The organism is Planktotalea arctica, assembly GCF_002105285.1.
GTDB classification, from domain to species: domain Bacteria; phylum Pseudomonadota; class Alphaproteobacteria; order Rhodobacterales; family Rhodobacteraceae; genus Planktotalea; species Planktotalea arctica.
On the sequence record NZ_MUHR01000016.1, the window covers coordinates 1 to 26203 of the forward strand.

The 26203-nt window shown below is 54.6% G+C and carries 22 protein-coding genes and 2 pseudogenes; 15 read left to right on the forward strand and 9 right to left on the reverse strand.

The features are described from left to right. Positions 1-283 (forward strand): annotated as a pseudogene (locus B9P63_RS19275) (hypothetical protein); the annotation flags it as partial. Here B9P63_RS19275 and B9P63_RS15290 read toward each other — a convergent pair. Beyond that, on the reverse strand, positions 261-1001 hold the full coding sequence (locus B9P63_RS15290) for a hypothetical protein (protein WP_085310379.1): 741 nt from the start codon (positions 999-1001) through the stop codon (positions 261-263). The pseudogene B9P63_RS19275 and the gene B9P63_RS15290 overlap by 23 nt on opposite strands. A gap of 238 nt (positions 1002-1239) precedes the next feature. On the opposite strand from B9P63_RS15290, the pseudogene B9P63_RS15295 reads away from it, so the two are divergent. From B9P63_RS15295 to B9P63_RS15305, 3 genes and pseudogenes are all read left to right on the forward strand, one after another. Next, a pseudogene (locus B9P63_RS15295) lies at positions 1240-1779 on the forward strand (IS30 family transposase); the annotation flags it as partial. An 86-nt stretch (positions 1780-1865) separates the two neighbouring features. After that, on the forward strand, positions 1866-2639 hold the full coding sequence (locus B9P63_RS15300; protein ID WP_085310383.1) for an IS3 family transposase: 774 nt from the start codon (positions 1866-1868) through the stop codon (positions 2637-2639). A gap of 90 nt (positions 2640-2729) precedes the next feature. Then, the gene (locus B9P63_RS15305) at positions 2730-3155 is read left to right on the forward strand and encodes a transposase (protein ID WP_281252366.1); all 426 of its coding nucleotides are present in this window, start codon (positions 2730-2732) and stop codon (positions 3153-3155) included. 511 nt (positions 3156-3666) lie between these two features. Here the strand turns inward: B9P63_RS15305 and B9P63_RS15310 are convergent. Beyond that, positions 3667-4515, reverse strand: coding sequence for a MurR/RpiR family transcriptional regulator (locus tag B9P63_RS15310; protein ID WP_085310417.1), 849 nt, complete (start codon positions 4513-4515; stop codon positions 3667-3669). A 128-nt stretch (positions 4516-4643) separates the two neighbouring features. Here B9P63_RS15310 and B9P63_RS15315 point away from each other — a divergent pair, with 128 nt between their 5' ends. Genes B9P63_RS15315 through ade form a run of 5 tightly spaced genes read left to right on the forward strand, consistent with a single transcriptional unit; the run spans position 4644 to position 10438 of the window. After that, positions 4644-5390 (forward strand): 5-formyltetrahydrofolate cyclo-ligase, encoded by a 747-nt coding sequence (locus B9P63_RS15315; protein WP_085310385.1) that lies wholly within the window; start codon positions 4644-4646, stop codon positions 5388-5390. 28 nt (positions 5391-5418) lie between these two features. Next, positions 5419-6390 carry an ABC transporter substrate-binding protein gene (locus B9P63_RS15320; RefSeq protein ID WP_085310387.1) on the forward strand — a complete coding sequence of 324 codons (972 nt, stop codon included), beginning with the start codon at positions 5419-5421 and terminating at the stop codon, positions 6388-6390. Next, positions 6390-7163, forward strand: a complete 774-nt coding sequence (locus B9P63_RS15325) for an ABC transporter ATP-binding protein (protein ID WP_085310388.1) — start codon at positions 6390-6392, stop codon at positions 7161-7163. The genes B9P63_RS15320 and B9P63_RS15325 overlap by 1 nt, the downstream gene beginning before the upstream one ends. Further along, on the forward strand, positions 7153-8730 hold the full coding sequence (locus tag B9P63_RS15330) for an ABC transporter permease (protein ID WP_085310390.1): 1578 nt from the start codon (positions 7153-7155) through the stop codon (positions 8728-8730). The genes B9P63_RS15325 and B9P63_RS15330 overlap by 11 nt, the downstream gene beginning before the upstream one ends. 4 nt (positions 8731-8734) lie before the next feature. Further along, a complete protein-coding gene (gene ade, locus B9P63_RS15335) occupies positions 8735-10438 on the forward strand; it encodes an adenine deaminase (RefSeq protein WP_085310392.1) in 1704 nt (567 codons plus the stop codon). Between the two features lie 332 nt (positions 10439-10770). Here the strand turns inward: ade and B9P63_RS15340 are convergent, their stop codons facing one another. The 6 genes from B9P63_RS15340 to B9P63_RS15365 form a co-directional block, all read right to left on the reverse strand. Continuing rightward, entirely contained in the window at positions 10771-11091 is a 321-nt protein-coding gene (locus B9P63_RS15340; protein WP_085310394.1) for a type II toxin-antitoxin system RelE/ParE family toxin, read from the reverse strand. Continuing rightward, the gene (locus tag B9P63_RS15345) at positions 11088-11357 is read right to left on the reverse strand and encodes a hypothetical protein (RefSeq protein ID WP_085310396.1); all 270 of its coding nucleotides are present in this window, start codon (positions 11355-11357) and stop codon (positions 11088-11090) included. Before B9P63_RS15345 ends, B9P63_RS15340 begins: the two co-directional genes overlap by 4 nt. Before the next feature lie 172 nt (positions 11358-11529). Beyond that, positions 11530-13545, reverse strand: coding sequence for a dipeptide ABC transporter ATP-binding protein (locus B9P63_RS15350; RefSeq protein WP_245830710.1), 2016 nt, complete (start codon positions 13543-13545; stop codon positions 11530-11532). Beyond that, positions 13542-14429: an ABC transporter permease gene (locus B9P63_RS15355; RefSeq protein ID WP_245830711.1), complete on the reverse strand. Its 888-nt coding sequence runs from the start codon at positions 14427-14429 to the stop codon at positions 13542-13544. Before B9P63_RS15355 ends, B9P63_RS15350 begins: the two co-directional genes overlap by 4 nt. Positions 14430-14433: 4 nt before the next feature. Continuing rightward, positions 14434-15393: an ABC transporter permease gene (locus B9P63_RS15360; RefSeq protein ID WP_085310400.1), complete on the reverse strand. Its 960-nt coding sequence runs from the start codon at positions 15391-15393 to the stop codon at positions 14434-14436. A 59-nt stretch (positions 15394-15452) separates the two neighbouring features. Further along, entirely contained in the window at positions 15453-16931 is a 1479-nt protein-coding gene (locus B9P63_RS15365; protein ID WP_085310402.1) for an ABC transporter substrate-binding protein, read from the reverse strand. A gap of 187 nt (positions 16932-17118) precedes the next feature. On the opposite strand from B9P63_RS15365, the gene B9P63_RS15370 reads away from it, so the two are divergent. Next, positions 17119-17841, forward strand: a complete 723-nt coding sequence (locus tag B9P63_RS15370) for a Type 1 glutamine amidotransferase-like domain-containing protein (RefSeq protein WP_085310404.1) — start codon at positions 17119-17121, stop codon at positions 17839-17841. A gap of 10 nt (positions 17842-17851) precedes the next feature. Here the strand turns inward: B9P63_RS15370 and B9P63_RS15375 are convergent, their stop codons facing one another. After that, positions 17852-18751 (reverse strand): LysR substrate-binding domain-containing protein, encoded by a 900-nt coding sequence (locus B9P63_RS15375; RefSeq protein WP_085310405.1) that lies wholly within the window; start codon positions 18749-18751, stop codon positions 17852-17854. A gap of 145 nt (positions 18752-18896) precedes the next feature. Between B9P63_RS15375 and B9P63_RS15380 the strand changes: the two genes are divergently transcribed. From B9P63_RS15380 to B9P63_RS15400, 5 genes are all read left to right on the forward strand, one after another. Further along, positions 18897-19832 (forward strand): ketopantoate reductase family protein, encoded by a 936-nt coding sequence (locus B9P63_RS15380; protein WP_085310408.1) that lies wholly within the window; start codon positions 18897-18899, stop codon positions 19830-19832. After that, entirely contained in the window at positions 19829-20680 is an 852-nt protein-coding gene (locus tag B9P63_RS15385; RefSeq protein WP_085310410.1) for a fumarylacetoacetate hydrolase family protein, read from the forward strand. Before B9P63_RS15380 ends, B9P63_RS15385 begins: the two co-directional genes overlap by 4 nt. 19 nt (positions 20681-20699) lie before the next feature. Next, entirely contained in the window at positions 20700-21947 is a 1248-nt protein-coding gene (locus tag B9P63_RS15390) for an aminomethyl transferase family protein (protein WP_085310412.1), read from the forward strand. A 39-nt stretch (positions 21948-21986) separates the two neighbouring features. After that, a complete protein-coding gene (locus tag B9P63_RS15395; RefSeq protein ID WP_095533055.1) occupies positions 21987-25364 on the forward strand; it encodes an indolepyruvate ferredoxin oxidoreductase family protein in 3378 nt (1125 codons plus the stop codon). A 481-nt stretch (positions 25365-25845) separates the two neighbouring features. Further along, positions 25846-26203: IS110 family transposase (locus B9P63_RS15400; RefSeq protein ID WP_139816274.1), on the forward strand; the 358-nt coding region annotated here is incomplete at its 3' end.

Below are 26203 nucleotides of genomic sequence, written 5' to 3' on the forward strand. Positions count from 1 at the left end.
TGAAAAGCAGGACCACTTCATCCTGCCCCATTCGATCCTCAACCCCGAGCGCAAGATCACCCACGCGGCGATCACCGAGAACAAGCGGCTCAGCGCAGTTCTGGAACATATCAAAACCGAACAGGACAAGGCGCCGCCAAAGGTGAAGGTCAAACCAGTCAGCGCCAAGAATGGTTACGTGAAGACCGGCAGGCGTCCACCTGGGGGACCGTCCAAGATGGAGGCCTATTACAAACGCAAGCGCGCAGAACGAGAGGCCGCTATTTCACCAAACGAAGTTTAGACTGGTTGTCAGATTCCAGTTTCAAAGACGCCATCCAGAGTGCTGTTTTGTGGTACGTGCTGTCCTTGAACATGCGTTTACCGTCGGTCTCTTCGGACAACAATCCAAGCCAGCACAAAGGTCGCAACACGTTGATACGAAAGGTTGAACTCACGCTGCTATAATGGGGATCGTAGTTTTCATTATCAGTAATCCCATAGAGAACCTCAATCAGGCGCGCTGACTTGCAGCCCTGTCGCGCCTCGATGTTGATCAGGTTCAAAAAAATGTGCCAATTACCCAGAACGCCATGATCCTCGCCGATCCGCATGTATTCGTCATGAACAAAGCGATAGAGGTAAAGCGGGGCAACCAAATCATAGAACGTCGCAGGGTCAGCGGCCAAAGATCGTCCCAAAGCAGTGGCACGCATAGTCCCCTTGTACCGCCTGATCAGCTTGAGATGATGCAGCAGGTTGCGAACAGGCCAAAGCGGAAACAGGTCATGCTCATTCAGCACCTTGTTCACGATGAACAGTTCTTCAGGGGTGTGCCCAGGCCAATTGAATGCCGCGGCAGCCCAATGCACGAACTTGCGGTTCATCGCATCAGATTTGGTCAGACCAATACCGTCATGCTCATCCGCATAGCGCAACGTCAGAACCATCCCACGCAACATCGGAGAAAGCGCCATGACATCAATATCAGTATCAGTATGAAGTTTGAGGGTCGGATCCATTCAAAGACGCTACCCAAAGCGCATCAAACGATCAATCCGCAAGGCTTACCAACCCTACGACATATGAGGTCTACGGGCTGCTAAGCCTTGCTACCCACAGCGCCCGTGGTGACATTGCTGCTTTGCGCAATCGGTGACATTTCTGAATGGCGTTTACAAAAGTGTCGCAGGGTGCGCGCTACCTTGAAGTGCGACTCCTATTAGAAAACAATGAGTTATCTAATGAGGAGAACATCGCATGGGAGCGATTTATACGCAACTGAGCATGCAAGAACGTCGCAGAATTGAAGACTGGTGGCATGCAAAGGTGCCCGTCGCCGAGATGGCGCGGGCTTTGAAGCGTCACAAGTCCACGATCTTCCGCGAGATAAAGCGCAATTTCTGGGCCGATGAGGCGTTCCCCAAGAAGTACGCTGGTTACTTTGGAATGGCTGCGCATCAGCGCACGCAACGACGGCGCTCAACGCAGCGCAAGCTGATCCGGTTTCCTGAGTTGTGCCAGCGCATTGTGGGTCATCTCAAGGATGGCTGGACGCCCGAACAGATCGGCAATCGAATGATCTATGACGGGGTCAAACAACGTGTTTGTCAGGAAACGATCTATCGACACATCTACTCAAAAGAAGGCATGGCACAGGAGCTTTGGTGGTACCTGCCCTTGCATCGAAAGAACCGCACTCCTCGCCGTGCCCGCAAACGTCAGAAGTCCAAGTTTGATCGTGATGTCAGCATCCTATTCAGGCCAGACGATGTCGCCCACCGTCGCCAGTTTGGCCACTGATGGTGTGGATGCCTCACCCCTGAACCGGCATCAAAGTGTGCCATAGTGGTGATGTTGAAAACACCAAATTGGAGGAGGCATCCATGACTGAAGTTACAATGATAGGCGTCGACTTGGCAAAGTCAGTTTTCCAGGCACACGGCGCGACTGCGGCAGGTGAACCTGTATTCCGTAAGAAACTGTCTAGGGGGCAGTTCTTGAAGTTCTTAAGTGAACAGCCGTCCTGTGTTGTCGCAATGGAGGCATGTGCCTCGTCACATTATTGGGGCCGCGAGATTTTAAAGCTGGGCCACGATGTCCGTCTGATCCCGCCCATCTACGTGAAGCCATTCGTCAAGCATCAGAAGAATGACGCCAATGATGCAGAGGCTATTGCCGAAGCAGCTGTCCGGCCGACAATGCGGTTTGTGCCTGTCAAATCGGCTGAACAACAATCCCGTTCTATGGTCATCGACCTTTACTCGCGGCGTGTCGTTGGCTGGGCTGTCAGCAATCGATTAAAGAAGGATCTGGCCATTCGGGCACTGGAGATGGCGGTCAACCTGCGCCAGCCGCCTGAAGGCTGCATTCACCATACGGACAGGGGCGCCCAGTATTGTTCGCATGACTATCAGAAACTGCTCAAGCGGCATGGCTTCAAAGCTTCAATGAGTGGGAAGGGTAACTGCTATGACGCGATGGTCGAGACGTTCTTCAAGACCCTGAAAGCAGAGCTGGTCTGGCGGCAACCTTGGCACACACGGCGGCAGTGCGAACTGGCTTTGTTCCAGTACATCAACGGCTTCTACAACCCGCGACGCCGCCACTCAGCACTGGGATACAAAAGCCCCGTGACTTTCGAACGAAAAGCCGCATAATATGCGAGCACGAGGACCGGAACGAAAGCGCGACAAGTCCAGCTCTCAAAGGACCGGAACGAAAGCGCGACAAGTCCAGGCCTTCGCGCATTGCGCGGCGTGAACACGATCATCGCAGCGACCGTGGTTGCAGAGATTGGCGACATCACCCGCTTTGAAAATCCACGCCAGCTTATGGCCTGGCTCGGGCTGGTCCCAAGCGAGCATTCCAGGGGCAACACGACGCGGCGCGGGCGCCTGACAAAGACTGGGAACGCCTTAGCCCGCACGATGCTTGTCGAAGCGGGATGGTCCTATCGCCACCCACCCAAGGAGGGGCAGCCGTTCCTGAAGCGTTCAGCGCATCTGCCGCAGGAGATCAAGGACATCGGCTGGAAGGCGCAGACGCGGCTTTGCAAGCGGTTCCGCCATCTGTCGAACACTGGCAAACCTCAGCCGCGCGTGCTCGCAGCCATCGCGCGCGAACTCGCGGGCTTCATCTGGGACATCGCACGCAAGACGCCGTTGCCCGCGTAATGCCGCGGCTCATACTGCCTGTGCAGTACGCTGGAGACGGTGGCCATTGATAGGGAAATCCTCGGACTACGTTGGGAAACATATCCGTTCTTAGAGAGAGGTAACCCGTATCGAATTTGGTCAGGCGGTAACCAATCCGCGGATGAGAGCATGACAATCATCGGTTCGGCCACCGTCTCCAGCGCCTGCACAGGCTATATCTTTGACGAACCCGTGTCAGCGGGGTAGTTTAATAGTGTCAGGAGACCTGAAAACGCTCATGAGAGGGTGTCATACTGCCCCCTACCGCACGTACCCCGACTAGTTCGACTCCCAAGCATCGAAGATATGCAACACCGAAACGTTCCTAGATCAGCCCCAGATCGCGCTCACCTGTTTGGTTTTAGCGTGACGTCTCAACCATGAAATCTTTGGCCCGGTCGCCGGGAAAGATGCAGCAAATCAAACTGGCCTGTGTTTCACCGAACGCTCATCTCCGGATCGGAATTTCCACCAGATAACCTGCTCGATCTCAGCCGATCATGTCCAGTTCTTCGTTAATGTCGTCGATCAGACCCATCCGCTGGATAGCCGTTTCGCCAACATGCCCGGTATAGGAAACAGCAAGCAGTCGAAGTGTGCTGACCATCGTAGTGTGGGTGGGGATTAATCCATAGCTGGAGATATGGCATCTGAACACGATCTCGGAAAACCGCTTTGCTTGCGCAAGGTTACTGTGATCCGTCAAGGTGATTACACTCAATCTAGTGGTTTTTGCATAGGAAAGGATTGACTTGAGCCCTTTGGATTGCGGCCCTTGTGCCATGTGGACCAGGACATCCCGCGGGCCCGTCATGGCCAGGTCTTCGGCGGTTGAACTGTCATTCAGACCAAGCATGTGGACATCATGGCGCAACCTTGAAAACAGCATCCGTCCATATCGGGCTAGCCAACTGTCCGGGCCATGCCCCAGAAACCAGACGCGGGGCGCGTCTGCAATCAAGAGTGACGCCCGTTGAAGCGTATCGGAGCCCATTTCCTCGAATGTGCGGGTCAGGTTGTCGAGTTCCAAGTCAAGATGTTCGCCAATTGTACGGCCCAGGACTGTTTTTCCTGACGCGGCCACCGAGTAGCTATAGGGTTGAGTGCGATTGCGCTCCTCTCGAGCCTGAATTTTGACTTCTTCGAAATCAGTGTACCCCAAAGCTTGAAAAAAACGTGCAGCGGTGGCTTTCGAAACATTTGCAAGACCAGCCAGTTCTGTCGCCGTATGTGTTTCAATCAGGGTGGGTGTTTGGAGAATCACCGTAGCCATTTTTTGTTCACTTTTGGTCAGCCGCGTGATCCGTTCCTGTATTCTTAGGGATAGTCTGGTAGACATATAATCTTTCCCGATCAGGTGCTTACGAATTTCTTTGACAGATTGAAACAACAGTTGCAAGATTGTGGAACAGTGGAACTCAGATTTTGAAACTCTGAAACACCACACTGAAACAGTTAGGAGCCAGCGTGTCAAAATCAAATATCATTCGGCAGCAGATTTGGACAAAACTGAAGGACGTGGCAAAGCCAGACACACGGTTTGACATGAACTTCGCCGAGGTCATTCCCGATTTCGAAGGATCGGAAATCGCCACTGATCACATTGTTGGAATGCCCGAATGCAAAGATGCGGAATTTCTGTTTATCACGCCGGATAATTGTCTGGTCGATCTGCGGCGCCGCTTGATTGAGCAGGAAAAGCCGTTCTTTATGTCCACATATGGGATTTATCGTGGGTTTTTGCTGATCGAGCCGGGGATGGTTCCGAAAGGTTCCGAACTTTACGCTGCATGGCTTGACGGGATGGAGCATTTTGGACGCCCCATTTCGTTGGAAGAGATTTCGAAACGCGGAAAGATCGACTTTCTCGTGACGGGCGCATCGGCGGTTTCGGACGACGGTGTACGGTTCGGCAAAGGCCACGGATTCTTTGACCTCGAATGGGGTATGTTCACCGATCTGGGCCTCGTCGGAGAGGACACACCCGTGGTGGCTACCGTTCACGATTGTCAGGTCGTCCATGAAAAGCTGCACCCCAGCGACACCGACATTCTGGTCGATCACATCGCGACACCCGGCAAGCTGCACACAGTCGAACGCCGTGCCAAACGCCCGCATGGTGTGATCTGGGATCTTTTGGAGCCAGAGCAGATCAGGCAAACACCACCTTTGCAGGAGTTACGCGCAATTCAGGGATTAGCACCCGTCACCTAAGGCCTATTAGCATAACAGGGAGAACGACATGAAATATACGATGAATCGCCGCCACTTTATGGGAACCGCCGCTGCCAGCACTGCCGCCTTGGCAATCGCCGGTCGCGCGCATGCCACGACCCCCTTCACTATGCAAGCCGCCTGGATCAACGACGCTGAATTTGCAGGCTATTTTCTGGCGCTCGACAACGGGTATTACACAGACGAAGAGCTCGACTTGACCTATCTTTCAGGCGGGCCAGACGTGATCCCCGAAAGCACAATCATTGCCGGTCGCGCCGATCTGGCGTTGACGTTACCCGACACGACGATCCGGGCGATTTCCGAACAAGGAGCGAAATTCAAAATCATCGGCACCCAATATCAAAAGAACCCGCTTGGCATTGTGTCGCTGAAAAAGAGCGGGATCAATTCACCGGCTGATCTGATCGGCAAGACAGTCGCTGTCCCGCCCGTCAATACCGTCACCATTGAGGCGTTGCTGAAGTTGAACGGGATCGACTTGAACGAAGTGAACATCGTGCCCTATTCTTACGATCCGACGCCACTGGTACGTGGTGAGATCGACGCATCACTGGATTTCACGACCAACGTGCCGTTCACTATCAGCACATTGGGCGAAGAAGCCAATTCGTTTCTGATCTACGACTATGGTGTCACGACGTTCAACGATACGATCGTTGTAACCGAGGAAACCCTTGCTACGAAACGGGCCGAATTGGTCGGATGGCTGCGGGCCAGTCGCAAGGGGTGGGAAGAGAACCTCGCCGATCCAACCGTCTATCCGCCGCAATGGGCCGACACTTGGTTCAAAGGTACAGGTCGTTCGATCGAGAATGAGGTCTTCTTTAATGAAGCGCAAAAGGACCTGATCACGGCAGATACAGGTGTCTTTTCGATGTCGGAGGAAGCCATCGAGAAGAACATCGAGGCATTGGCTGCGGTTGGTATCAGCGGATCCCGCGAGATGTTCGATACGACTTTGCTCGAGGAAATCTGATGCCGCGCCAACCGGCCGGCATCTCGCTACGCTCCGTTGGCAAAACCTATCGGGGGCGGGGCAAAACCGTCGAGGCTTTGAAAGATATGAATTTGGAGTGCGCTCCTGGTTCCTTCACCGCGCTCATCGGACCGTCAGGTTGTGGCAAATCGACAGCCATGCGCGTGGCTCTTGGACTGGAAGGATTCGATAGTGGTGAAGTTTTGATTTCAGGTCAAACGCCCGGGCAGGCGACTGCCGGCGGTGTTACTGGTGTTGCTTTTCAGGACGCGGCGCTTTTGCCTTGGCGCTCGGTTGCTAAGAATGTGGCGCTGCCGCTCGAAGTCCTAGGTCGTGATGTATCGAAATTCAGCGCAGAAATCGCACAGCTGATCGACCTTGTCGGGTTGAAGGGGTATGAAAACGCTCTGCCCGGTGAATTGTCGGGAGGCATGCGGCAACGCGTGTCTATTGCCCGGTCGCTGATCACTTCGCCCGAAGTACTGTTCATGGATGAGCCTTTTGGCGCGCTCGATCAGATTCGGCGACGCCAGATGAACGTCGAATTGCAACGCATCTGGTCTGAGACGAAATCCACCGCGTTGCTGGTCACGCATGGGATCGATGAGGCGATTTTTCTGGCTGATCAGGTTGTCGTCATGCACGCCGATCCTGGCCGCGTTGTTGATATCATCGACGTGCCCTTTGCCCGCCCGCGTCACCCCGATCTTTTCTCCAACCCTGAATTTCACGCCCTCACAGACCGGATCGCAAAGGTGCTTCATGGGGAATAGCCTGACTTCTCTGCGTCTGAAATCCGTTCGTAATCTTGTGATCCTGATCATCGTTTGGGAAATTGTCGGCCGCATGGATTGGATCGCTGGCGGTGCCTTGCCTGGCCTCAGTGAAATCCTAACACGCCTCTGGATTGATCGCGGCGATTATCCCGGCCATATCTGGGCCACGGTTTACGCGTCCGGTCTTGGCTTTTTGATTGGCAATGTGCTGGCCATCGCGGCAGGCATCGCCTTTGTCTTGTCGCCGACGCTCTTGCGCTTGATGCGCGGTGTGAACATCGCAATTTTTGCCCTACCACCGATCGCGATTGCACCCATTTTGGTTCTGACCCTTTCGGGGATGGCACCACGCGTGACGCTGGCGGCCTTAGGCGTCTATTTTGTGACCATGAGCGCGACCGTGATCGGTCTGTCGCAATACGACACTCGGTCTGCCGATCTGGTGCGCGCCTATGGCGGTGGCAATTGGCTTATTCTAAAACTGGTCCGTATACGCGGTGCGATCCCCGATATCCTAAGCGGTTTGCGCATCGCCGCGCCAAACGCGGTTCTGGGGGCGATTTTGGCTGAGTTTGGTGGCGGCGGTCGCTGGGGTCTGGGCACATATCTGCTTGGATCACTGGGTCGTGGTGATCCGGCGCGGCTGTGGGGTATCGGCCTTGTCGCGACCCTGATTGCCGGGTTGAGTTATGCGATTTTTGCGGTGATCTCTTCGCGAATATCTGGCAGCACGCGGTCGGTCACATTGAACACGGCGATCCCATCGTCACACGGTGAAAATGCTTACGGGCGGTCAATTCAGGCTCTGATCCTGTGTGGCACCATCACATTGCCATTTGTGCTGTGGTGGGCATTCATCAAACTAACCGGCGTGCCCGATCTGATCGCCAAAACACCCCACGGCGTTTTTGAGTATCTGTTTCTCAACGATACATCCGCAATTGCCCGTGGCAAACTGCTGGCGGCTTTGGGCCAGACCCTACCGATTGCCGCCCTTGGCATGATTGCAGGGTTGGCATTCGCCTTTCTGTTGGCAATTTCATCAAGAATGTTTCCCGGCTTCATCAAGGGCTTCATGCCAGTGGCACTGGTGACACAAACGATGCCGCTGGTTGCACTGACGCCGTTGTTGGTTCTGATCCTCGGGCGCGGATATTCTGTCACGCTTTGGATCACCATTTCCGTGACGTTCTTTCCGGCGTTCGTATTGTTGGTTCAAGGGATTCAGAGGGTGCCGCAGTCGGTGCTGGATTTGCCGCGTGCGTACGGTGCGTCCGCATGGACCGAAATGCGCATGGTCTCCATTCCCGCGGCACTGCCTTATCTGTTTGCGGCCACGCGCCTGACCGTACCACGTGCGCTGCTTGGGGTGATGATTGCGGAATGGCTCGCGACAGGTACCGGGCTTGGCAATCTGCTAAACCGATCCCGCGGGTATCTTGATTATGGCATGATCTGGACGGTCGCGGCGGTTTCAGTTTTGCTGTCAGTGGCAATCTACTATCTTGTGCTGATCGTGGAACGACGCACCCTAGTGCGTCTTGGCATGCAAAACGTGGAATGATGCAATGAACCAACTGACCGCTCTCGAAGATATGATTGATCAGGCTCATGGTCGCGTCCCTGCCGATATTGTGTTGCGGGGGGGGCAGGTGCTTGACCTGATCACAGGTGAAATGTTGATCGGCGACGTAGCGATTTGTGATGGCATGATTGTTGGCACATGTGAAACTTATGAAGGACGAGAGGTGATCGACGTTTCAGGTAAGGTCTTGGTGCCCGGTTTCATCGACACTCATCTGCATATCGAAAGCTCCTGTGTGACACCGCTGGAGTTTGACCGTTGTGTCAGCCCGAAAGGTGTGACAACCGCGATCTGCGACCCACATGAAATTGCCAATGTCGCAGGTGTCGCGGGCATCGAATACTTCCTTCAGTCAAGCGAACACACACTGATGGACATCAAAGTGCAATTGTCATCTTGCGTGCCAGCCACGTCGATGGAAACGGCGGGCGCGCGACTGGAAGCGGATGATCTAACGCCCTACATAGACCATCCCGCGGTCATCGGACTGGCAGAATTTATGAACTACCCTGGCGTGATCCACAAAGACCCCGGCGCAATGGCCAAGCTGAACGCCTTTCGCGGTCGCCATATCGACGGGCATGCGCCGCTGGTACGTGGCCTTGATCTGAATGCCTATATCGCCGCCGGGATACGGACTGAACACGAGGCGACGACGGCGGAAGAAGCCAGGGAAAAGTTGCAGAAGGGAATGCGGATATTGATCCGCGAAGGGTCGGTATCCAAAGATCTCGAAGCGCTTTTGCCCCTGATCACCGAACGAAATTCACCTTACATCTGCTTTTGTACAGATGATCGCAATCCGCTCGATATCGCAGAACACGGGCATCTTGATTATATAATCCGTAACGCTCTTTCGCACGGCGCGGTACCGCTTGCAGTCTACCGCGCCGCCAGCCTGTCGGCAGCAGAAGCGTTTGGTCTGAAAGATCGCGGACTGATCGCGCCTGGCAAGCGGGCCGATATCGTGGTGCTGGACGACTTAGCGACATGTCAGATTTCAATGGTGCTGTGTGCTGGGCGTATCGCGAACAACGAGAGTTTTGCGGCACGCGGCACGGTTGCACCGATAGCCCGCAATTCAGTCAAAGCACCCGTAATCACGCGTGATGTCTTTCGCACAACCAGCAATCGGGCGCAAACACCCGTGATCGGCATTTTGCTTGGCAAGATAATTACAGAATATCTAACAGAAGAAATTACGCCTCAAGATGGCGACAAGCTTCCTGATATCGCTCGCGATCTAGTCAAGATCGCGATTATCGAGAGGCATGGCAAAAACGGCAACATCGCGACAGGGTTCGTCCAAGGTTTCGGGCTTGAGCGAGGTGCGATTGCATCAACGGTTTGCCATGACCACCATAACATTGCGGTGGTGGGTGCGGATTACGACGACATGGCATTGGCAGCCAACCGGCTCAAGGAAATTGAAGGCGGGTTTGTGGTCGCGCAAGGCGGCAAAATCCGCGCTGAATTGGCGCTGCCCATTGCCGGGCTAATGAGCTTGCAACCCTTTGAAGACGTCCAAGCCGACCTCATGTCCCTGCGCGCGGCGGCAAAGCGTTTGGGTGTAACGTTGGAAGAGCCGTTTTTGCAATTGGCCTTTCTGGCGCTGCCTGTCATCCCACATCTAAAGATTACCGACCACGGCATGATTGATGTCGACCGGTTCGAGGTGATTGCCTGAGACCTTCGGCGCTAATCGCGACAGCTATGCCTAATTTGACAGGCACGAAAGGATACTTGGCGAGCGAGCAATCCAAGGTTCTTAACCGATCCACAAGGCATGCCTTGATGAGTATCGTCAGTTTCGAATTTGCTACATGGAAACGATAATGGGCGTTGATGGGTCGTCGAGTGAAGTGTGTTTCGAAGCACCTTGAGACATAGTATTTAATATAAGATTGATTATAGGCAGTTCAGCGATGCGAAAAATATATTGCTAAAACATAAGCTTACCGGCGAAATTTGATTTCGCTTAAGTCCCTGCCTAACCGAAATAGCGTATTTCTGTTTCACTTAATTTCCTTGGCGATCTTCAAATTTCGAAATCCAGTCCGCACCGCCATAAGTGATCGCGAGAACGAAAACTGTTGTTGTACTGTCGTCAACCTCGAAGACCACAACACCTTTCCGCCCAGCTGAAATTGCCCTCACTGCGACACCTAACTCGCTTCTGATAGAACCCTTCTTTGGGGTTTCAGCGAGGCTAAACACAACACTTTGGATTTCGTCTAATTTATTCTTTGCGATCGAAAAGCCTGAGTAGTCGGCAACGATTTCGGCAATGATTTGGAGATCATCAGCAACCTTAGGGTGAAACCTTATCTTGTACGTCACTCTGTCTGGTCCGAACCCAACCGCTGCAAAGCGTTACTGAAAAGTTCTTCGCCTGAAATAAATTCAGACTTCGGCGTTTCCATTCTCTTGGCAATCACTGATGAGATGGCCTCAAGAGCATTTTTCCTATGTACCTCGTCTTCAATAAGCTGTTCGATTGCCGTAGCCACAGCCGCGCTTGGCGTAGCAAAAACCCCTTGCTCAACCTTCGACTTGAGAAAATCGTGGTGGCGATCAGTGAAGCTAAGCGTGGTTTTTACGGTCATTAAACGACCCCCATAGGTATGAATAAGTCATACCTTAGGTCAAGACATCCGTCAACCTCCCTTCTTCTGTTGCAACCAAGTTGAAATGTCCGTCTTTGTGCAAAGTAGAAATGTCCCACTTGGCGGTGTCAGAGCATGGCTGGGCAGGGCGGAGACCTCACATATCGCAGCGCTATATTTCTTCAATGTGGCACCAAATTTTGTGACCATAATCAGGCTCTCGAAGTGGGGGCGCTACAGTGTCACATATGCTGCCAATCCTCTTGGGGCAACGCCGCTGAAACGGGCATCCCATTGCTGGCGGTGCAAGTTCGACAACATCACTGGCCGACAGCTCTGGGGTAAAATCAGGGTCTGGCTCCAGAACGGCTCCAAGTAAGACTTCAGTATAAGGGTGAGACTTTGCTCCATAAACCGCATGCGTTGGCCCGATTTCGCAAAGCCTGCCTTGATACAGAACCGCGACACGGTCAGACAAAGCACGAACGACCGCAAGGTCATGGCTGACAAAAACATAGCTGGTGTTTTTTTGACGCCGCAGATCATCAAGAAGCTCAAGCATTGCCGCCTGAACTGATACATCAAGCGCTGAGGTTATCTCGTCGCACAAAACCAAGTCAGGCTCCGCTGCAAAGGCTCTTGCCACAGCAACACGCTGCTTTTCGCCACCAGAAAGCTGGCTGGGCAAGCGGTCGATGTAGTGGCCGCCGAGACGTACCTGATCCAACAACAGGATGGTTTTTTCTGTCAAAGCCTGGCCTGAAAGGCCGAAGTAAAGTATCAAAGGCTGCGCAAGTATCTGGCCGATGGTTTGTCGCGGGTTGAGGCTTTCGTCCGGATTTTGAAAAATCATCTGAATCTGGCGGAGCTCGGTAGAAGCGCGCTTTTCGACTTTAGATGGCAAAGGCGCGCCGCCATGCGCCGTGACTTCGCCACTAAGAGGCGGCAATAGCCCAGCGATGGTCTTCAATATGGTTGATTTGCCAGAGCCGCTCTCCCCCACAAGGCCAAGCGTTTCGCCCCGCCGCAAGGCGACATTTATGCCTTCAACTGTTGGAACGCTTGTGTCTTCACGACCCACCGATTTGCCCCATAGGCTAGGGCGCGCATAAGAAATGGCAAGATCTTTGAGACTTAGAGAGGTCTCATCCGACAAGGCTCGCTTGCCCACTTCACGGTCTCCAGACAGTGGTATTTCGTGGACCTTATCGACATGGTGACACCGACTGCGCGCGCCACTGGGTTGCAGGGCCAGATCGGGACGCGACGTGCTGCAAACATCCGAGGCAATAGCGCATCTGCTAACAAAAGCGCAGCCTTGTCCTGCCCCGCCGGGCGCAGGCGGGCGACCATCCAGAGCACGTGGCAGACAGATGTCTGAGAGCTTCGGAATAGAGGCGAGCAGGCCGCGCGCATAAGGGTGACTAGGGTCGCGCAGCACTTGCCGCACGCTGCCTTCCAGCGCAACCTCCCCCGCATACATCACAGCAACACGGTCACAGACTCGCGCAATCGCGCCAAGATCATGGCTAACGTAAACCATGGCCATCCCCATATCACGTGCCAAATCGCGGAGAAGCTCAAGAATATGCGCCTGCGTTGTGACATCTAGGCCCGTTGTCGGCTCATCCAGCAGCAATGCCTCAGGCTCGCCAGCAAGAGCCATCGCTATGGCAACACGCTGCTGTTGCCCTCCTGACAGCTCATGAGGGAAGCGTTCCACAATTGAGGCAGGATCAGGCAGGCGCACTTGCGAGAGAAGCTCGATGACGCGCGCGCCAAACGTCTCGCTCGGCTGCGCAGAATGCAGTTTCAACGCCTCTTGGATTTGCGCTCCGATCCGGAGCGTGGGTGTAAGCGACTGGCCCGAGTTTTGCGGGATCAGCGCCAAGCGCCCACCGCGAATACTCTCAAGCGCCGCGCGCCTTTGGGAGAACATCTTTTGCCCCTCAAAACTCACATCACCATTCAGAACACGCAAACCCGTCTTCAGATAGCCCATCATCGCGAGCGCCAGGGTGCTCTTGCCAGATCCACTCTCACCGACGAGCCCGATGCTCTCTCCCTGGTGAACATCAAGCGAGATATTGCGTAGGACTGGCAGCATATGGCCAGCCTTACCGCGAAACCCGATGCTGAGATTGTCTACTGAAATGACAGAACCAGTTGGCATAGTTGAATGTGTCATACTGGAGCCTTTTGTGCGCGATCGATTCCGAGCGCTTTGGCAAGGGCGTCTGCGGTCAGGTTTATCCCGATGATGAGAGAGGACAATCCGACCATGGGAGCTAGAACACCGAGCGGCGAGAAAGACATAAAGCCGCGCGCATCAGCGATCATCAGGCCCCAGTCCGGTGTGGGAGGTGAGACGCCAAAACCCAGAAACGACAGCGAGGAAAAAGCCAAAAGCATCCATGACCAGCGCATCGCTCCCTCCACCAAGAGGGCATCGCGCACATTCGGCAAAAGCTCTTGGCGGATGATCGTCATCTTACTGTGCCCCCGAGCACGAGCCGCCTGAACAAAGTCGCGTGCGACAACATCATGGGTCGCTGCGCGCGCAATGCGGATCACGGGGATACCATAAAAGAACGCAAGCGTCGGGATCAGAACCTCGATGCCTGTGCCGAAAGTCACAATCAGCACCAGCATCTTGAGAATCCAAGGCAGCGAAAGAAAGGCATCCACAATTCGCATCAGAACTTCATCAAGCTTGCCGCCCGCAAGCCCGAAAAATATCCCGACAAGCCCGCCCCACATCACCGCCAGCGGCGTGGCGATACCCGTTACCAAGATCGCTTCCCGCCCGCCCATCAGAGTGCGGGTGAGTGTGTCACGGCCCAAATGGTCTGTCCCGAGCCAATGCAAGCTCGACGGCGGGGCCATGACCAATGTGGCGTTCATTTCGGTGAAATCATAAGGCACGACAAAGGGCGCAATGAGAGCGAGAACCAAATGCGCGATCACCAGCGTGAGCCCGATGGCCCCAGACGGGCGCACAATGATATCGACAAAAACCGTGCCTAAGCGAGCAATATGGCTGGGCCGTTGAAAGGTGGTCGATGGGGTCACAGCATCATCCTTTGCGAATATGCATGGTGCGCAAACGCGGGTTGGCGAGCAGCGTCAGAATATCCGCCGCAAGATTCACTCCGACGTAAACCGTGGCGATAATGAGCGCGATGGCCTGAGTCACAGGCAAATCTCTGTCAGAAATACTGTCGATCATCATGCGACCTAGGCCGGGGTAGTTGAACACCGTCTCAATAACCACGACCCCGCCAAGCAGCCAAGCGATCGTCAGCGCGATCACATTGATCGCAGGCAAAAGCGCGTTGGGAAGGACATGCCGAAAGACCATTTGCCAATAAGGCACGCCCTTGAGGCGCGCCATTTGCGCATAATCAGAGGCCAGTGCCTCAATCACCGAAGAGCGCACTGTGCGCAGAATATGCGCTGTCATCACCAGAGTAAGAACCGTGATTGGCAAGAGCACCTCAGGGAAGAATTCCACCAAAGGCGCATTGGCCGGGGTAAGGACAATCCCCGGAACCCAGCCAAGCCAGACCGAAAACACGAGGATAAGTAAGGTTGCAGAGACAAACTCGGGAATTGTCATCGCAAAAATCGCAAGGGTCGACACGACGATATCAACAGGCCTGTCTCGCCAGAGCGCCGAAACGACACCAAGAAAGAGAGCAAGCGGGATGCCCGCCAGTATCGCCCCCGAAGCCAACAAAAGCGTGTTGCGCAAACGATAGCCGACAAGCTCCGAGATCGGCTTCTGGCCCTTTGCAGAGACACCAAGATCCCCTTGCACAGCGCCTTTAGCCCATTCGGTATATCGCATAAGCGCGGGCCTGTTTAGCCCAAGATCCTCACGGCAATTTTCGAGCAGCTTGCCCTTTGCTTCACGCTCAAGAAAAGCGGTGCAAGCATCACCTGGAAGCATTTCGACACCCAGAAAGATGATGACTGAAACGAGCCAAACCGTGATCGCTCCGAGGCCCAGTCGACGGAAAAGCATAGCGAGCATAAGGGAAATCCATTCACAATGGGATAACGGGGGTCAGAGGTGCGGCCCCCGCTTGTAGCTTAATCAACCGATACGAGATGCCAGCGCACAGAGTTGTTTTCGACTTCGTCAAGGTTGCTGACGCGTGCCGTCGTTCCAACCAGGCGTGTCACATGGTAAGGAATGAGCGTGCCTGCCGTCTGAAGCAGATGCGCCTGCGCCTGTGCATAGAGATCGCGCCGCTTGTCAAAGTCGAGTTCTGAACGGGCCTGCGAGAGCAGCGCATCAAAAGCTTTGTCTTTGTAGTAGCTTTCGTTCCACTTGGCGGTGCTGAGATAAATCTCGTTCAAAGCCTGATCGGCTGGCCGCTCGTTCCAACGGGTCGTGACCGCGTCCTTCTGCATCCAGACTTCGCTCCAATACCCATCAGAAGGAACCTGTTTGATGTTGACACGAATGCCTGCCGCGGCCGCTTGCTTCTGATAGACTTCGGCCAGAACAGGCCATGTCGGCTCAAGAGTAGCGACGTAGAGATCAACATCCAGACCGTCAGCAAAGCCCGCCTCGGCAAGCAGAGCCTTGGCCCCTTCGATATCCTGAGGGCAGTCAAGCTCTGCGCGATATTGGTCGCGCGGGCCAACAGGTGTGTCGCAGGCGACAACCGCGCCGCCACCCATCACCAGATCAACCATAGCCTGACGGTCAGCAACCATCCGCATCGCCTGACGCACACGCACATCCGAGAATGGCGCAACATCGGTGCGGAAAATCAGACCACGCCAGTTACCTGTCGGGATCGTCTGAACATTGAATTTGTCGGACCCTTCAAGCATTACGCGCTGTTGCGACGTAATCCCTCGCTCCATATCGATCTGGCCACCGAGCAAGGCTTGTAAACGCGCTTGCCCATCCGTGATACCGATGATCTCCATCTCCGCAACAGCTGGAGCGCCCTCGTAATAATCCATGTTGGCAACAAGCTTAGTTGTGCCTTCAGCATCAAATCTCTCAAGCTTGAACGGGCCTGTTCCGATCCCAGTTGTCGCGATCATATCACCCGAGCCTTCAGGGATCATGCGCAAGCGATAATCCATCAGCAGGAGCGGCAAATCAGCAAAAGAGCTGCCAAGAGTCAGCTTCACTGTGCTCTCATCAATGGCCTCAACATTTGTGATCATCGAAATAGCAGAGCGCGCGGGGCTATCCATTTCAGGGTCAAGCACGCGTTCAAGCGAATAAACAACATCCTCAGCGTCAAATGTGGTTCCGTCATGGAACGTCACGCCGCTGCGCAACTCCATGGTCCATTCGGTTGCGTCAGCATTGGCCGACCATTTGACCGCCAGATCAGGCGATGGCCGCCCCTCCATGTCAGGACGCACAAGGCGGCTCATGATCTTTTCAGTGACTTGAAAAACCCGCCCTTTCGAGATCGGATCAAGGCTAGATCCAGAACCAGAGCCAACTTCATGTGCTTGTCTGAATGTGCCCTGTGGTTCTGCAAAGGCCCAAGATGCTATCATCGCAAGACCGGATGCGGCGCCAATTATCTTCTTCATTTTATTCCTCCCATAGACACCGCTTTTTCGGACTATTCCGGCGCTCACGGCTAACATCAAGTGTCGAGCGCCCCAGCGCCTTCCGTCAAACGGAAAAAAAGGGTTTTATAGATAAATAATTCACCATCTATTCTCGACGGAAAGCTGTGTTGTAAAAGAAGAGGTAAGCTGGGATCAGTATAGAAACATGAAGAAACCGGAGGCACAGCCAGTGAAGACTGCTGGAAAAATCATTGCGATTGGTGGCGGTGGCTTCACGCATGGGGTTGATCCTGCCTTGGATGACTTCTGCCTCGATTTTGTGTCAGCGCAACCCAAAATCGGTTTTGTAGGGCTGGCCAGCCATAAGCCAGAAGAGAAGATAGAGCGCTTTTACGAACGCTTTGGCGGGCATGCGGCAACGCTCACGCATTTGCCTCACGACGCATCTGAGATCGAGGCAAAACTCTGGCTCGCAGGCATGCAACTTGTCTACTTTGGCGGCGGCAACACCGTTCATCTGATTGAACAACTTAAGAGCAGGCGCATGGTTCAGCTTTTCAGGCGCGCCAACGCCAAAGGCCTTGTGATCGCCGGTGTAAGTGCGGGTGGCGTCTGTTGGTTTGAATGGGCGCTCTCAGATGCAGGCGGCAAAGGCTACGCCCCCCTAGCAGGGCTTGGGTTTGTGGCCTCAGGCGTTTGCCCCCATTACAGTGAAGAGCCTCAACGCCGTCCCGTGTTTGAGCAGCTGATTACGTGTGAACCGGCTCTTTCAGGTTATGCCATAGACGATGGTGCCTGCCTTGTAGCGCAGTCGGGACATGTGCTTGGATCATTCTCAACGCGCGACACCGCAGCGGTGCAATTCGTGCAAAATATCAAAGGCACAGCCAGATCTCTCAAACTTGCGCCCTACGCTTTTGAGCGCTGACTTGCCCCTGTCAGCTTTGCATTAACTCGCTCGCCTGCGCTTCAATCCACTCACAAACAATGCGCAGCTCTTTACGCTCGCGTGCCTCATTGCGCGTCAACAAATAGAATGCGCGGCTTGGGGCCAGATCAATCGCAAATGGCTTTGCTAGCTGACCCTTCTCAACATCGCCTTCCATCAAGGGAAACACTCCAAGCGCCACACCCTGCCCGTCTTTCACCGCGCGCTGAACCATGTTTGAATCCACAATAACAACTTCGCTTTCGGGTTGAAGATTTGAGCAGCCAGCCTGCGCAAGCCAGTTGCGCCATTCGCTGCGGTCGTGTTGATGGATGATAGGCCAATTCACCAGATCAGAGGGCTGAGAAAGCACTTCACCCTGCTCGAGAAGCTGCGGGCTCACAATGGGTGAATAGCAAACATCCATAAGCTTTGTGGCTTCGAGCTGTTTCCAATCGCCCAAACCCCAGTCAACAGCGATATCAGTCGTCATTTGCGCAGCACTTGTGATGCGCCCACCATGATGCACGACAAGCTCGATCTTGGGGTGCTCTCGGGCAAACTTTGACAAACGGGGCCCTAGCCAGCGTGAGCCAAAAATCGGACCCACTGCGATCGTCACTGTTTTGCGGCTCGCACTGGAATGCAGATCCACTTCCGTTCGAATATCGTCAAACGCACGTGACAACACCTTAGCCAGCGAGCGGCCCGCATCCGTGAGGTCAACAGCACGAGTCTGGCGGTGAAAGAGTTTACAGCCCCAATCTTTCTCCAGCTGCCTGATCTGGTTGCTCACAGTCGTCGCGCTTACAAACAACTCTTCAGCCGCTTTCTTAAAGCTCAGATGCCGTGCCGCCGCTTCAAAGGTGCGCAGGGCTGTGAGGGGCAATCGTCTCGTTGGAATGGTCAAAGGCGCAGCCTTATGGATAAAGATTTCACAATCTATAGGGTTAGCAAATCTCGTTTGTCAATGCAGATGAAAAGCATGACTCTCAAACAGACAAGCAGGCTAAAAACACTCAGCGCAAGCTTTGACATCGAGAGGCAAAAAGACCGTGAAGATTGCAGTATTCGGCGCAGGCGCAATGGGGTCTCTCTACGCTGCCCGCTTTGCAATGGCTGGCCACAGTGTTGTTGCCGTTGATCCTTGGGGCGCGCATGTCGCCGCGATCAATGCCAACGGTCTGCGCATGCGCGGGCCCGATGGCGAGCATCATATCAAGGGCATCCAAGCCTCTCTTTCACCCGATCTTGCCGAAGACGCCGAGCTTGTGGTTATCGCCACAAAGGCCTCCGCAGTGGGTGTGGCTGCAAAGGCAATTGGCCCGCTCATTCGTGCCAACACAATGGTCCTGACGATCCAGAATGGTCTCGGCGCAGGCGCGCGCATCGCCGAACACCTGCCGTCTGAGTGCACGCTTCTTGGCGTGGCAGATGGCTTCGGAGCCTCGATGGTTGAGCCAGGGTTTGTGCAACACACAGCAATGAAGCTGATCCGTCTGGGCGAGGTTGAAGGCGGCATGACACCGCGCCTCAATGCAATGGAAGACACGTGGCAACAAGCAGGTTTCAACGCCAAGGCTTTTGACGATATCCACCAACTGATCTGGGAAAAGCTGCTGTGCAATGTGACACTATCGGCGCCCTGCACGGTCTATGACTGCACTGTTGGAGAGCTTCTCGCAAATGCCGAGCACTGGGCCAATGCGCTTACATGCACACGAGAGGCCTACGCCTGCGGGCTGGCCGAGAACATCCGCTTCTCTTTCAACGATCCGGTCGAATACGTCACCAAGTTCGCAGAAGTGGTCGCAAAAGCCAGCCCGTCAATGCGGCTCGATCACATGGCACGGCGTGCATCAGAAATTGGTTTCATCAACGGCGCGATCCCTCCGCTCGGCAGAAAGCACAATATCCCGACCCCGATGAACGAGAAGTTATCAGCAGACGTGCGGCGGCTGGAAGAAGCCTTCCTTGGAGAAGTCACATGAAAATCGCAAGTTTCATATATAAAGGCCGCTCGCTTTATGGGTTGGTCGAGGGTGATACCCTACGCCCCGTTAGCGGCAGTAAACTGGACGATTTCCCAACGCTGCGCGCGCTTCTTGATGCAGGAAAGCTGGCAGACCTACCCAGCTTTTGCACCGCAACATCCGTGCCCTTGGCCTCGGTGAAGCTTCTGTCTCCTGTCCCGCATCCGTCCAAAATCCTATGCGCTGGTTTGAATTACAAAAAGCCATACCCGGTTGCTGGAGTCACATTTGAGGCGAGCAACATTGTCATTTTCGGACGGCACGACGACAGCTTTGTCGCTCACGGGCAGCCGCTGGAAATGCCAGTCGGGGAGGCTGGCCTCAGCTTCGATTTTGAAGGTGAGATAGCCGCCGTCATCGGCACGCGCTGCCGTCATGTCACACCAGAGGCCGCCCTGAAGCATGTGGCAGGATATGCCTGCATGAACGAAGGTTCCGTGCGGAGCTGGCAGAAACACTCGATCCATGCAGGGAAAAACTTTCATGCCTCTGGTGCATGGGGGCCTTGGATGGCAACAGCCGACGAGACCACCCCGATAGAAGAAATGCGACTTGTCACCCGCGTCAACGGAACTGTCATGCAAGAAACGACAGGAGCCGAAATGATTCACGACCTGCCGAAGCTGATTTCCTACCTGTCGCACATCACCCAGTTGAATCCAGGTGACGTCATCGCCACTGGCTCGCCCGATGGCACAGGCGGAAGCCGCACCCCACCCGCATTTCTAAAACCCGACGATGTGGTCGAAGTCGAAGTTTCGACTGTCGGCACACTAAGAAACCACGTCGCCCACCCACATATCTGAGCAAACAAGGACACGCGCGATGCACGCCTCTCTCAAGAAACTTCGCTTCTCTGTAAAACCCATTCCCGTCGAAGGAGATCGCCCCGTAGAACTGGCGCGCACAATGGCCATTCATCCCCTGACCTATCAGGAGTTGCCCTATGATCCGGAGTATTCGCTCTATGCAGGCCGCCTGACACCAGAGAAAATGTCAAACGCCACGCCCGATGAGATGTATTGGAAAGCACGCCAGGAGATCATTTTTCGCCATACTGGCGAGCATCCCTACCAGATTGCCGGGCCAGATGCGCTGGCGCTCTTGCAGCGAATATTTCCGCGCGATGTTTCCAAAGTCAAAACAGGTCGCTGTTCCTATCAGTTCGCCTGTTACGATGACGGCGGGATGATCACCGATGGGCTCTTGCTGCGCGTCGCAGACGATGTCTTCTGGTTCGCTCAGGCTGATGGCGATCTCTTCTCATGGTATAAAGCACACGCAATCGGGCTTGATGTCACGATCAGCGATCCTGACGTTTGGGTAAGTCAAATTCAGGGGCCGCGCTCCATGGAGCTTTTGGAGCATCTGCTCGACGGCGACATGCCAAGCCCGTGGCGTTACTTTGATTGGACCGAAGTCTCAATGGCAGGCGAAAAGGTGATTATCAGCCGCACAGGCTTCACCAACGAGCTGGGCTGGGAAATCTATTTCCGCCCCGAGAATAACATCGAAATGCTCGGAGATCTGATCCTTGAAGAAGGTGCCAAGAAAGGCATGATCCTGACAGCAACACCGGGCTTTCGCTGTCGTCGGATTGAGGCAGGCTTGCTGTCGGCGGGTCAGGACTTCACGCCAGACACAACGCCATTCTCAGTTGGCTTAGGCAAGTTTATCGACTTTGACAGCGGCGATTTTGTCGGTCGCAATGCCCTCATGGTCGCCGACAAAACCTGCCGCAGCTGGGGCATACGCGTGGAGGGAGGCATAGCTCTGCGTGGTCAAACGCTGGAGCAAGCCGGCAAGATCGTTGGCCGCGTCACCTCAAGCACTTGGTCGCCTTTTCAAGTGTGTGGCGTCGGAATTGTCCATCTGACAGGGGCAGACTTGGGGCCAGGCAATATCATTGATGTTCACTGCAATGATGGCAAGCTGCGCCGCGCAGAGCTGTGCACATTGCCGATGTATGACCCCAAAGGCGAGCTTGTCCGCGGCATCAACACAACAATCCCCCCAGCGCCCGAGCCTTGGGCCGGCATCCAAAGTGTGGCAATACCGGCGACTGTCACCTGATCAAACACTCAAAATTCAGTGGGCATGGGAGCACATGCAATGTTGCGCGACGTTGAGCTATCAGACCGATATGATCTGACGAAATCATCCGTTCTTCTATCAGGCACACAGGCCCTCGTGCGAGCGACGTTGATGCAGCGCGCACGGGATAAGGCAGAAGGCCTGAACACCGCAGCTTATGTCTCTGGCTACCGAGGGTCGCCCTTGGGCACCGTGGATGCGGCGTTTCAAAGCGCAGCCAAGCTTCTTGAGCCTGCTAACATCAAGTTCCAGGCAGGGCTGAACGAAGATATCGCAGCCACCGCAATTTGGGGAACACAGCAAGCCGAACTGCGCGGCGAAGGGCTCTATGACGGGGTCTTTGGCTTTTGGTATGGCAAAGGCCCCGGCGTCGACCGCTCTGGAGATGTTTTGCGCCATGCCAACCTTGCAGGCTCGTCAGCCTTGGGCGGCGTTCTGGTCGCCGCAGGTGACGATCACACCTGTGAAAGCTCCACCACCTGCCACCAATCCGAGCTTGCACTGATCGACGCGATGATCCCAATCTTGTCGCCAGCAGGGGTTCAGGAGCTGTTGGACTTCAGTATTCATGGTTGGGCCATGAGCCGTTTTTCTGGCTGTTGGGTCGGGCTGAAATCAGTCAAAGACACCATTGAAGCGACAGCCGTTGTCAACGCCGATCCAGCGCGTGTGAAGCTGCAAATCCCGTCTGATGTCGTCTTGCCATTCGGCGGGCTTAACATCCGCCTCGACGACACGCCTCAAGAGCAAGAAGCCCGCCTTCACGACCACAAGATTCCCGCAGCACAGGCCTATGCACGCGCCAACACACTGGATCATCGCGTGCATGGCGCGGCCTCAGCGCGGGTCGGCATCGTCTCTTCTGGCAAGAGCTGGCTTGATACAGCCCATGCACTGGAAATGATGGGTCTCAACACGGCTAGTCTCGAGCAGATGGGCGTCACAACTTACAAAGTCGGGCTTGTCTGGCCGCTAGACCAGCAGAGCTTTCAAGACTGGGCAAAAGGCCTTGATACCATCATCGTGGTCGAGGAAAAGCGCCCCATTCTTGAGCCGCAAGTGCGCGAGGCCGCCACGCGCAAAACCGTTATCATCGGCGCCAGTGACTCGAACGGCGAAGTTCTTTTTCCCTCGAAAATGGATTTGAACCCAGCAAAGATCGCACTGGGGTTGGCGCGCGCCTTGGGCCTGAGCGGGCTTGACATGTCCATGACGCATCCAAAAATTGAGCGTTTGCAAGCACTCGCGATGTACGACACACCCTCAGGTTTGATAGAGCGCAAACCATGGTTCTGCGCTGGCTGCCCCCACAGCAGGTCAACCAAATTGCCTGACGGCGCGCGCGCCTACGCGGGGATCGGCTGTCATTACATGGCGCAGTGGATGGACCGCGAGACCAGCGGCCACACCCATATGGGCGGCGAAGGGGCAAACTGGATCGGCGAATCCCAGTTTTCTAAACGCAGCCATGTTTTCCAGAATATGGGAGACGGAACCTACAACCACTCTGGCAGTCTGGCCGTCAAGGCAGCTGTCTATTCTGGCGCAAACATCACATACAAAATCCTCTACAACGATGCCGTCGCCATGACAGGCGGACAAACGCATGAGGGCGCAATGTCCCCTTTCCAGATTGCCGCCGAGCTAACCGCTTTCGGGGTTCGCAAAGTCGTTGCCGTCATCGATGAAAAAGAAGATGTCCCCGCCCTTCCCAATGATGTTCCCGTCGTTCTGCGCAAAGACTTAGACCGCGTTCAACGCGAGTTGCAGGCCCTCGAAGGTGTCACGGCGATCGTCTACATTCAAACCTGCGCTGCCGAAAAGCGCCGCCGCCGCAAGCGTGGTCAATTCCCCGATCCGGACAAGCGCGTGTTCATCAACCCAGCCGTCTGCGAAGGCTGTGGAGATTGTGGCAAGGCTTCCAATTGTGTCGCCATCCTGCCGCTTGAAACGCCCTTGGGGCGCAAGCGCAAGATCGACCAATCAAGCTGCAATAAAGACTTCTCTTGTCTCAATGGCTTCTGCCCAAGCTTCGTGACCCTCTCAGGCACAAAACCAAAGGTGCAGCTTGCCTCCGAGCTGTCGCTTCCTGATCTGCCCGATCCTGTTCTGCCTGCGCTCGGTGGCGTCTGGAGCATCCTGATCACTGGCATAGGCGGAACTGGTGTCGTGACCGTTGGCGCTCTCTTGACGATGGCGGCGCATCTAGAAGGCAAGGGCGCGGCAGAGTTGCAAATGGCAGGACTGGCCCAAAAAGGCGGTGCGGTCTCAATTCATTGTCGCATTGCGCCTACACCCGATGACATCAAAGCAACCCGGCTGGCCGCAGGCGAGGCCAACGCAGTCATCAGCGGTGATATGGTTGTCACCGCAGCGCAAAAATCACTTGAACTGATGCAGATTGGCAAGACGCGCGTTCTCGCTAGCACACATAAGGCAATGACAGGTCAGTTCACACTTGAGCCAGAGTTTCGCATTCCGCAAGAAGGATTGCTGCAAGCTGTAGAAAACCGTGTAGGCGCAGACGCGGTGCAAAGTATTGATGGTGTCGCAGCCTCCAAACAGTATCTCGGCAACAGCATCTACAGCAATGTTCTGCTACTCGGTGCCGCGTGGCAAGCGGGCTTGATCCCTCTGAGCCGCGAAGCTCTCCATAAGGCAATTAAACTAAACGAAGCAGGCGTAGATGGCAATCTGCGTGCCTTTGAAATCGGCCGCTGGATGATCGCAGCGCCCGCCCTGCCAGAGCCAAGCCTGCTCACAGCTTCCTCAGAAGAAAGCAGGCTTGAAAGCCTTGCTAAATTCCTCACGGACTACCAAGGCCCCAAATTGGCAAAGCGTTTTCTGACCCTCGTCGGCCAAGCCGCACAAGCTGAAAACGCAAAGCAGCTAAACGGGTTTTCAGAGGCCGTGACCGAAGGCTGGTTCAAGCTTCTGAGCTACAAAGACGAGTATGAGGTCGCAAGGCTCCACAGTAACTTTCTGGATGACGCCCTCGCTCAAGAGTTTGAGACCGTTGGCAAGATAAAGTTCCATCTCGCGCCGCCGCTCTTTGCGCGCAAAGACAAAGCTGGCCATCCGATCAAAACAGAATTTGGCCCATGGATGCGACCCGCCTTTCGTGTCTTGGCAAAGTTCAAGATTTTGCGCGGCACGATGTTTGATGTTTTCGGCTACACAGCAGAAAGGCAATTTGAGCGACGTTTGATCGAAGATTACGAGCGAGATATCATCACAATCATTCAAAAGATCACCGCTGACAATTTGGACGACGCAATCATGTTCGCAAAATTGCCTGCAATGATCAAAGGCTTCGGACATGTGAAACAGGCAAACGCTGAACAAGCAGCAAAGGAAAGAACGCTTTTGCTAGCGTTGATAAGACAAGAACCCTGATTGTTTAGGCAGGTTGACTGCAGTGTGACCCCTCCCTGCTGTGACCCGCACAAACTTTCGCTATGAACAAGCCTTGTGGAAGCACGTTAGCAGCCAAGGCGACCTGAAGGGAATTGAACCGCCCCCTGTTTGCCGGAGGCTCCAACTCATGAGTAGGATGGAGCATCATGAACAAGACAACAAACAAGTATACGCCAGAAGTCCGCGAACGTGCGGTACGGATGGTTTTAAATGGCGAAGGGCAGCATGAGAGCCGTTGGGCGGCTACCGGTCCAAATAGCGTTATTTGCTAAGAGATTGTTTGTTGCTCATCGTAACCACGAGCGTGGTATCCGTCCGGTGTGACTGCCCTGCCTGCGTGATGGAGTGGGTGAGAGTGTCCACTAACGATAGTGGATGGGGTGGATGGCTCCTGCTCCATCCGGCGTCGGAATGCGCCATACTGCAGGTGTTCATATCTGCTTAGAAAAGGAGCCACCCCATGCAAGTTACAACAATCGGTTTGGACCTAGCGAAGAATATTTTTCAGGTTCATGGCGTCACGAAGACTGGTGAGATAGCGTTCAACCGCGCCTTGAGAAGATCGCAGTTGTTGGCGTTCTTCAGTCGTTTAGGACCTTGCCTTGTTGGAATGGAAGCGTGCGCAACCAGTCAGCATTGGTGCCGTGAGCTTACAGCGATTGGGCATAATGTTCGTTTGATCCCACCATCCTATGTCAAACCTTTCGTAAAACGCGGAAAGTCCGATGCTGCTGATGCCGAAGCGATTTGTGAAGCTGTCGCGCGGCCAAACATGCGCTTTGTCGAACCAAAGACAACGGTGCGGGTTTCACTAATTC

Bases quoted from the DNA above. Each gene is read 5' to 3' on its own strand.
- B9P63_RS15290 (WP_085310379.1), bottom strand. From the start codon at position 1,001: ATGGATCCGACCCTCAAACTTCATACTGATACTGATATTGATGTCATG.
- B9P63_RS15300 (WP_085310383.1), top strand. From the start codon at position 1,866: ATGACTGAAGTTACAATGATAGGCGTCGACTTGGCAAAGTCAGTTTTC.
- B9P63_RS15310 (WP_085310417.1), bottom strand. From the start codon at position 4,515: ATGTCTACCAGACTATCCCTAAGAATACAGGAACGGATCACGCGGCTG.
- B9P63_RS15320 (WP_085310387.1), top strand. From the start codon at position 5,419: ATGAAATATACGATGAATCGCCGCCACTTTATGGGAACCGCCGCTGCC.
- B9P63_RS15325 (WP_085310388.1), top strand. From the start codon at position 6,390: ATGCCGCGCCAACCGGCCGGCATCTCGCTACGCTCCGTTGGCAAAACC.
- B9P63_RS15330 (WP_085310390.1), top strand. From the start codon at position 7,153: ATGGGGAATAGCCTGACTTCTCTGCGTCTGAAATCCGTTCGTAATCTT.
- ade (WP_085310392.1), top strand. From the start codon at position 8,735: ATGAACCAACTGACCGCTCTCGAAGATATGATTGATCAGGCTCATGGT.
- B9P63_RS15345 (WP_085310396.1), bottom strand. From the start codon at position 11,357: ATGACCGTAAAAACCACGCTTAGCTTCACTGATCGCCACCACGATTTT.
- B9P63_RS15350 (WP_245830710.1), bottom strand. From the start codon at position 13,545: ATGACACATTCAACTATGCCAACTGGTTCTGTCATTTCAGTAGACAAT.
- B9P63_RS15360 (WP_085310400.1), bottom strand. From the start codon at position 15,393: ATGCTCGCTATGCTTTTCCGTCGACTGGGCCTCGGAGCGATCACGGTT.
- B9P63_RS15365 (WP_085310402.1), bottom strand. From the start codon at position 16,931: ATGAAGAAGATAATTGGCGCCGCATCCGGTCTTGCGATGATAGCATCT.
- B9P63_RS15370 (WP_085310404.1), top strand. From the start codon at position 17,119: ATGAAGAAACCGGAGGCACAGCCAGTGAAGACTGCTGGAAAAATCATT.
- B9P63_RS15385 (WP_085310410.1), top strand. From the start codon at position 19,829: ATGAAAATCGCAAGTTTCATATATAAAGGCCGCTCGCTTTATGGGTTG.
- B9P63_RS15390 (WP_085310412.1), top strand. From the start codon at position 20,700: ATGCACGCCTCTCTCAAGAAACTTCGCTTCTCTGTAAAACCCATTCCC.
- B9P63_RS15395 (WP_095533055.1), top strand. From the start codon at position 21,987: ATGTTGCGCGACGTTGAGCTATCAGACCGATATGATCTGACGAAATCA.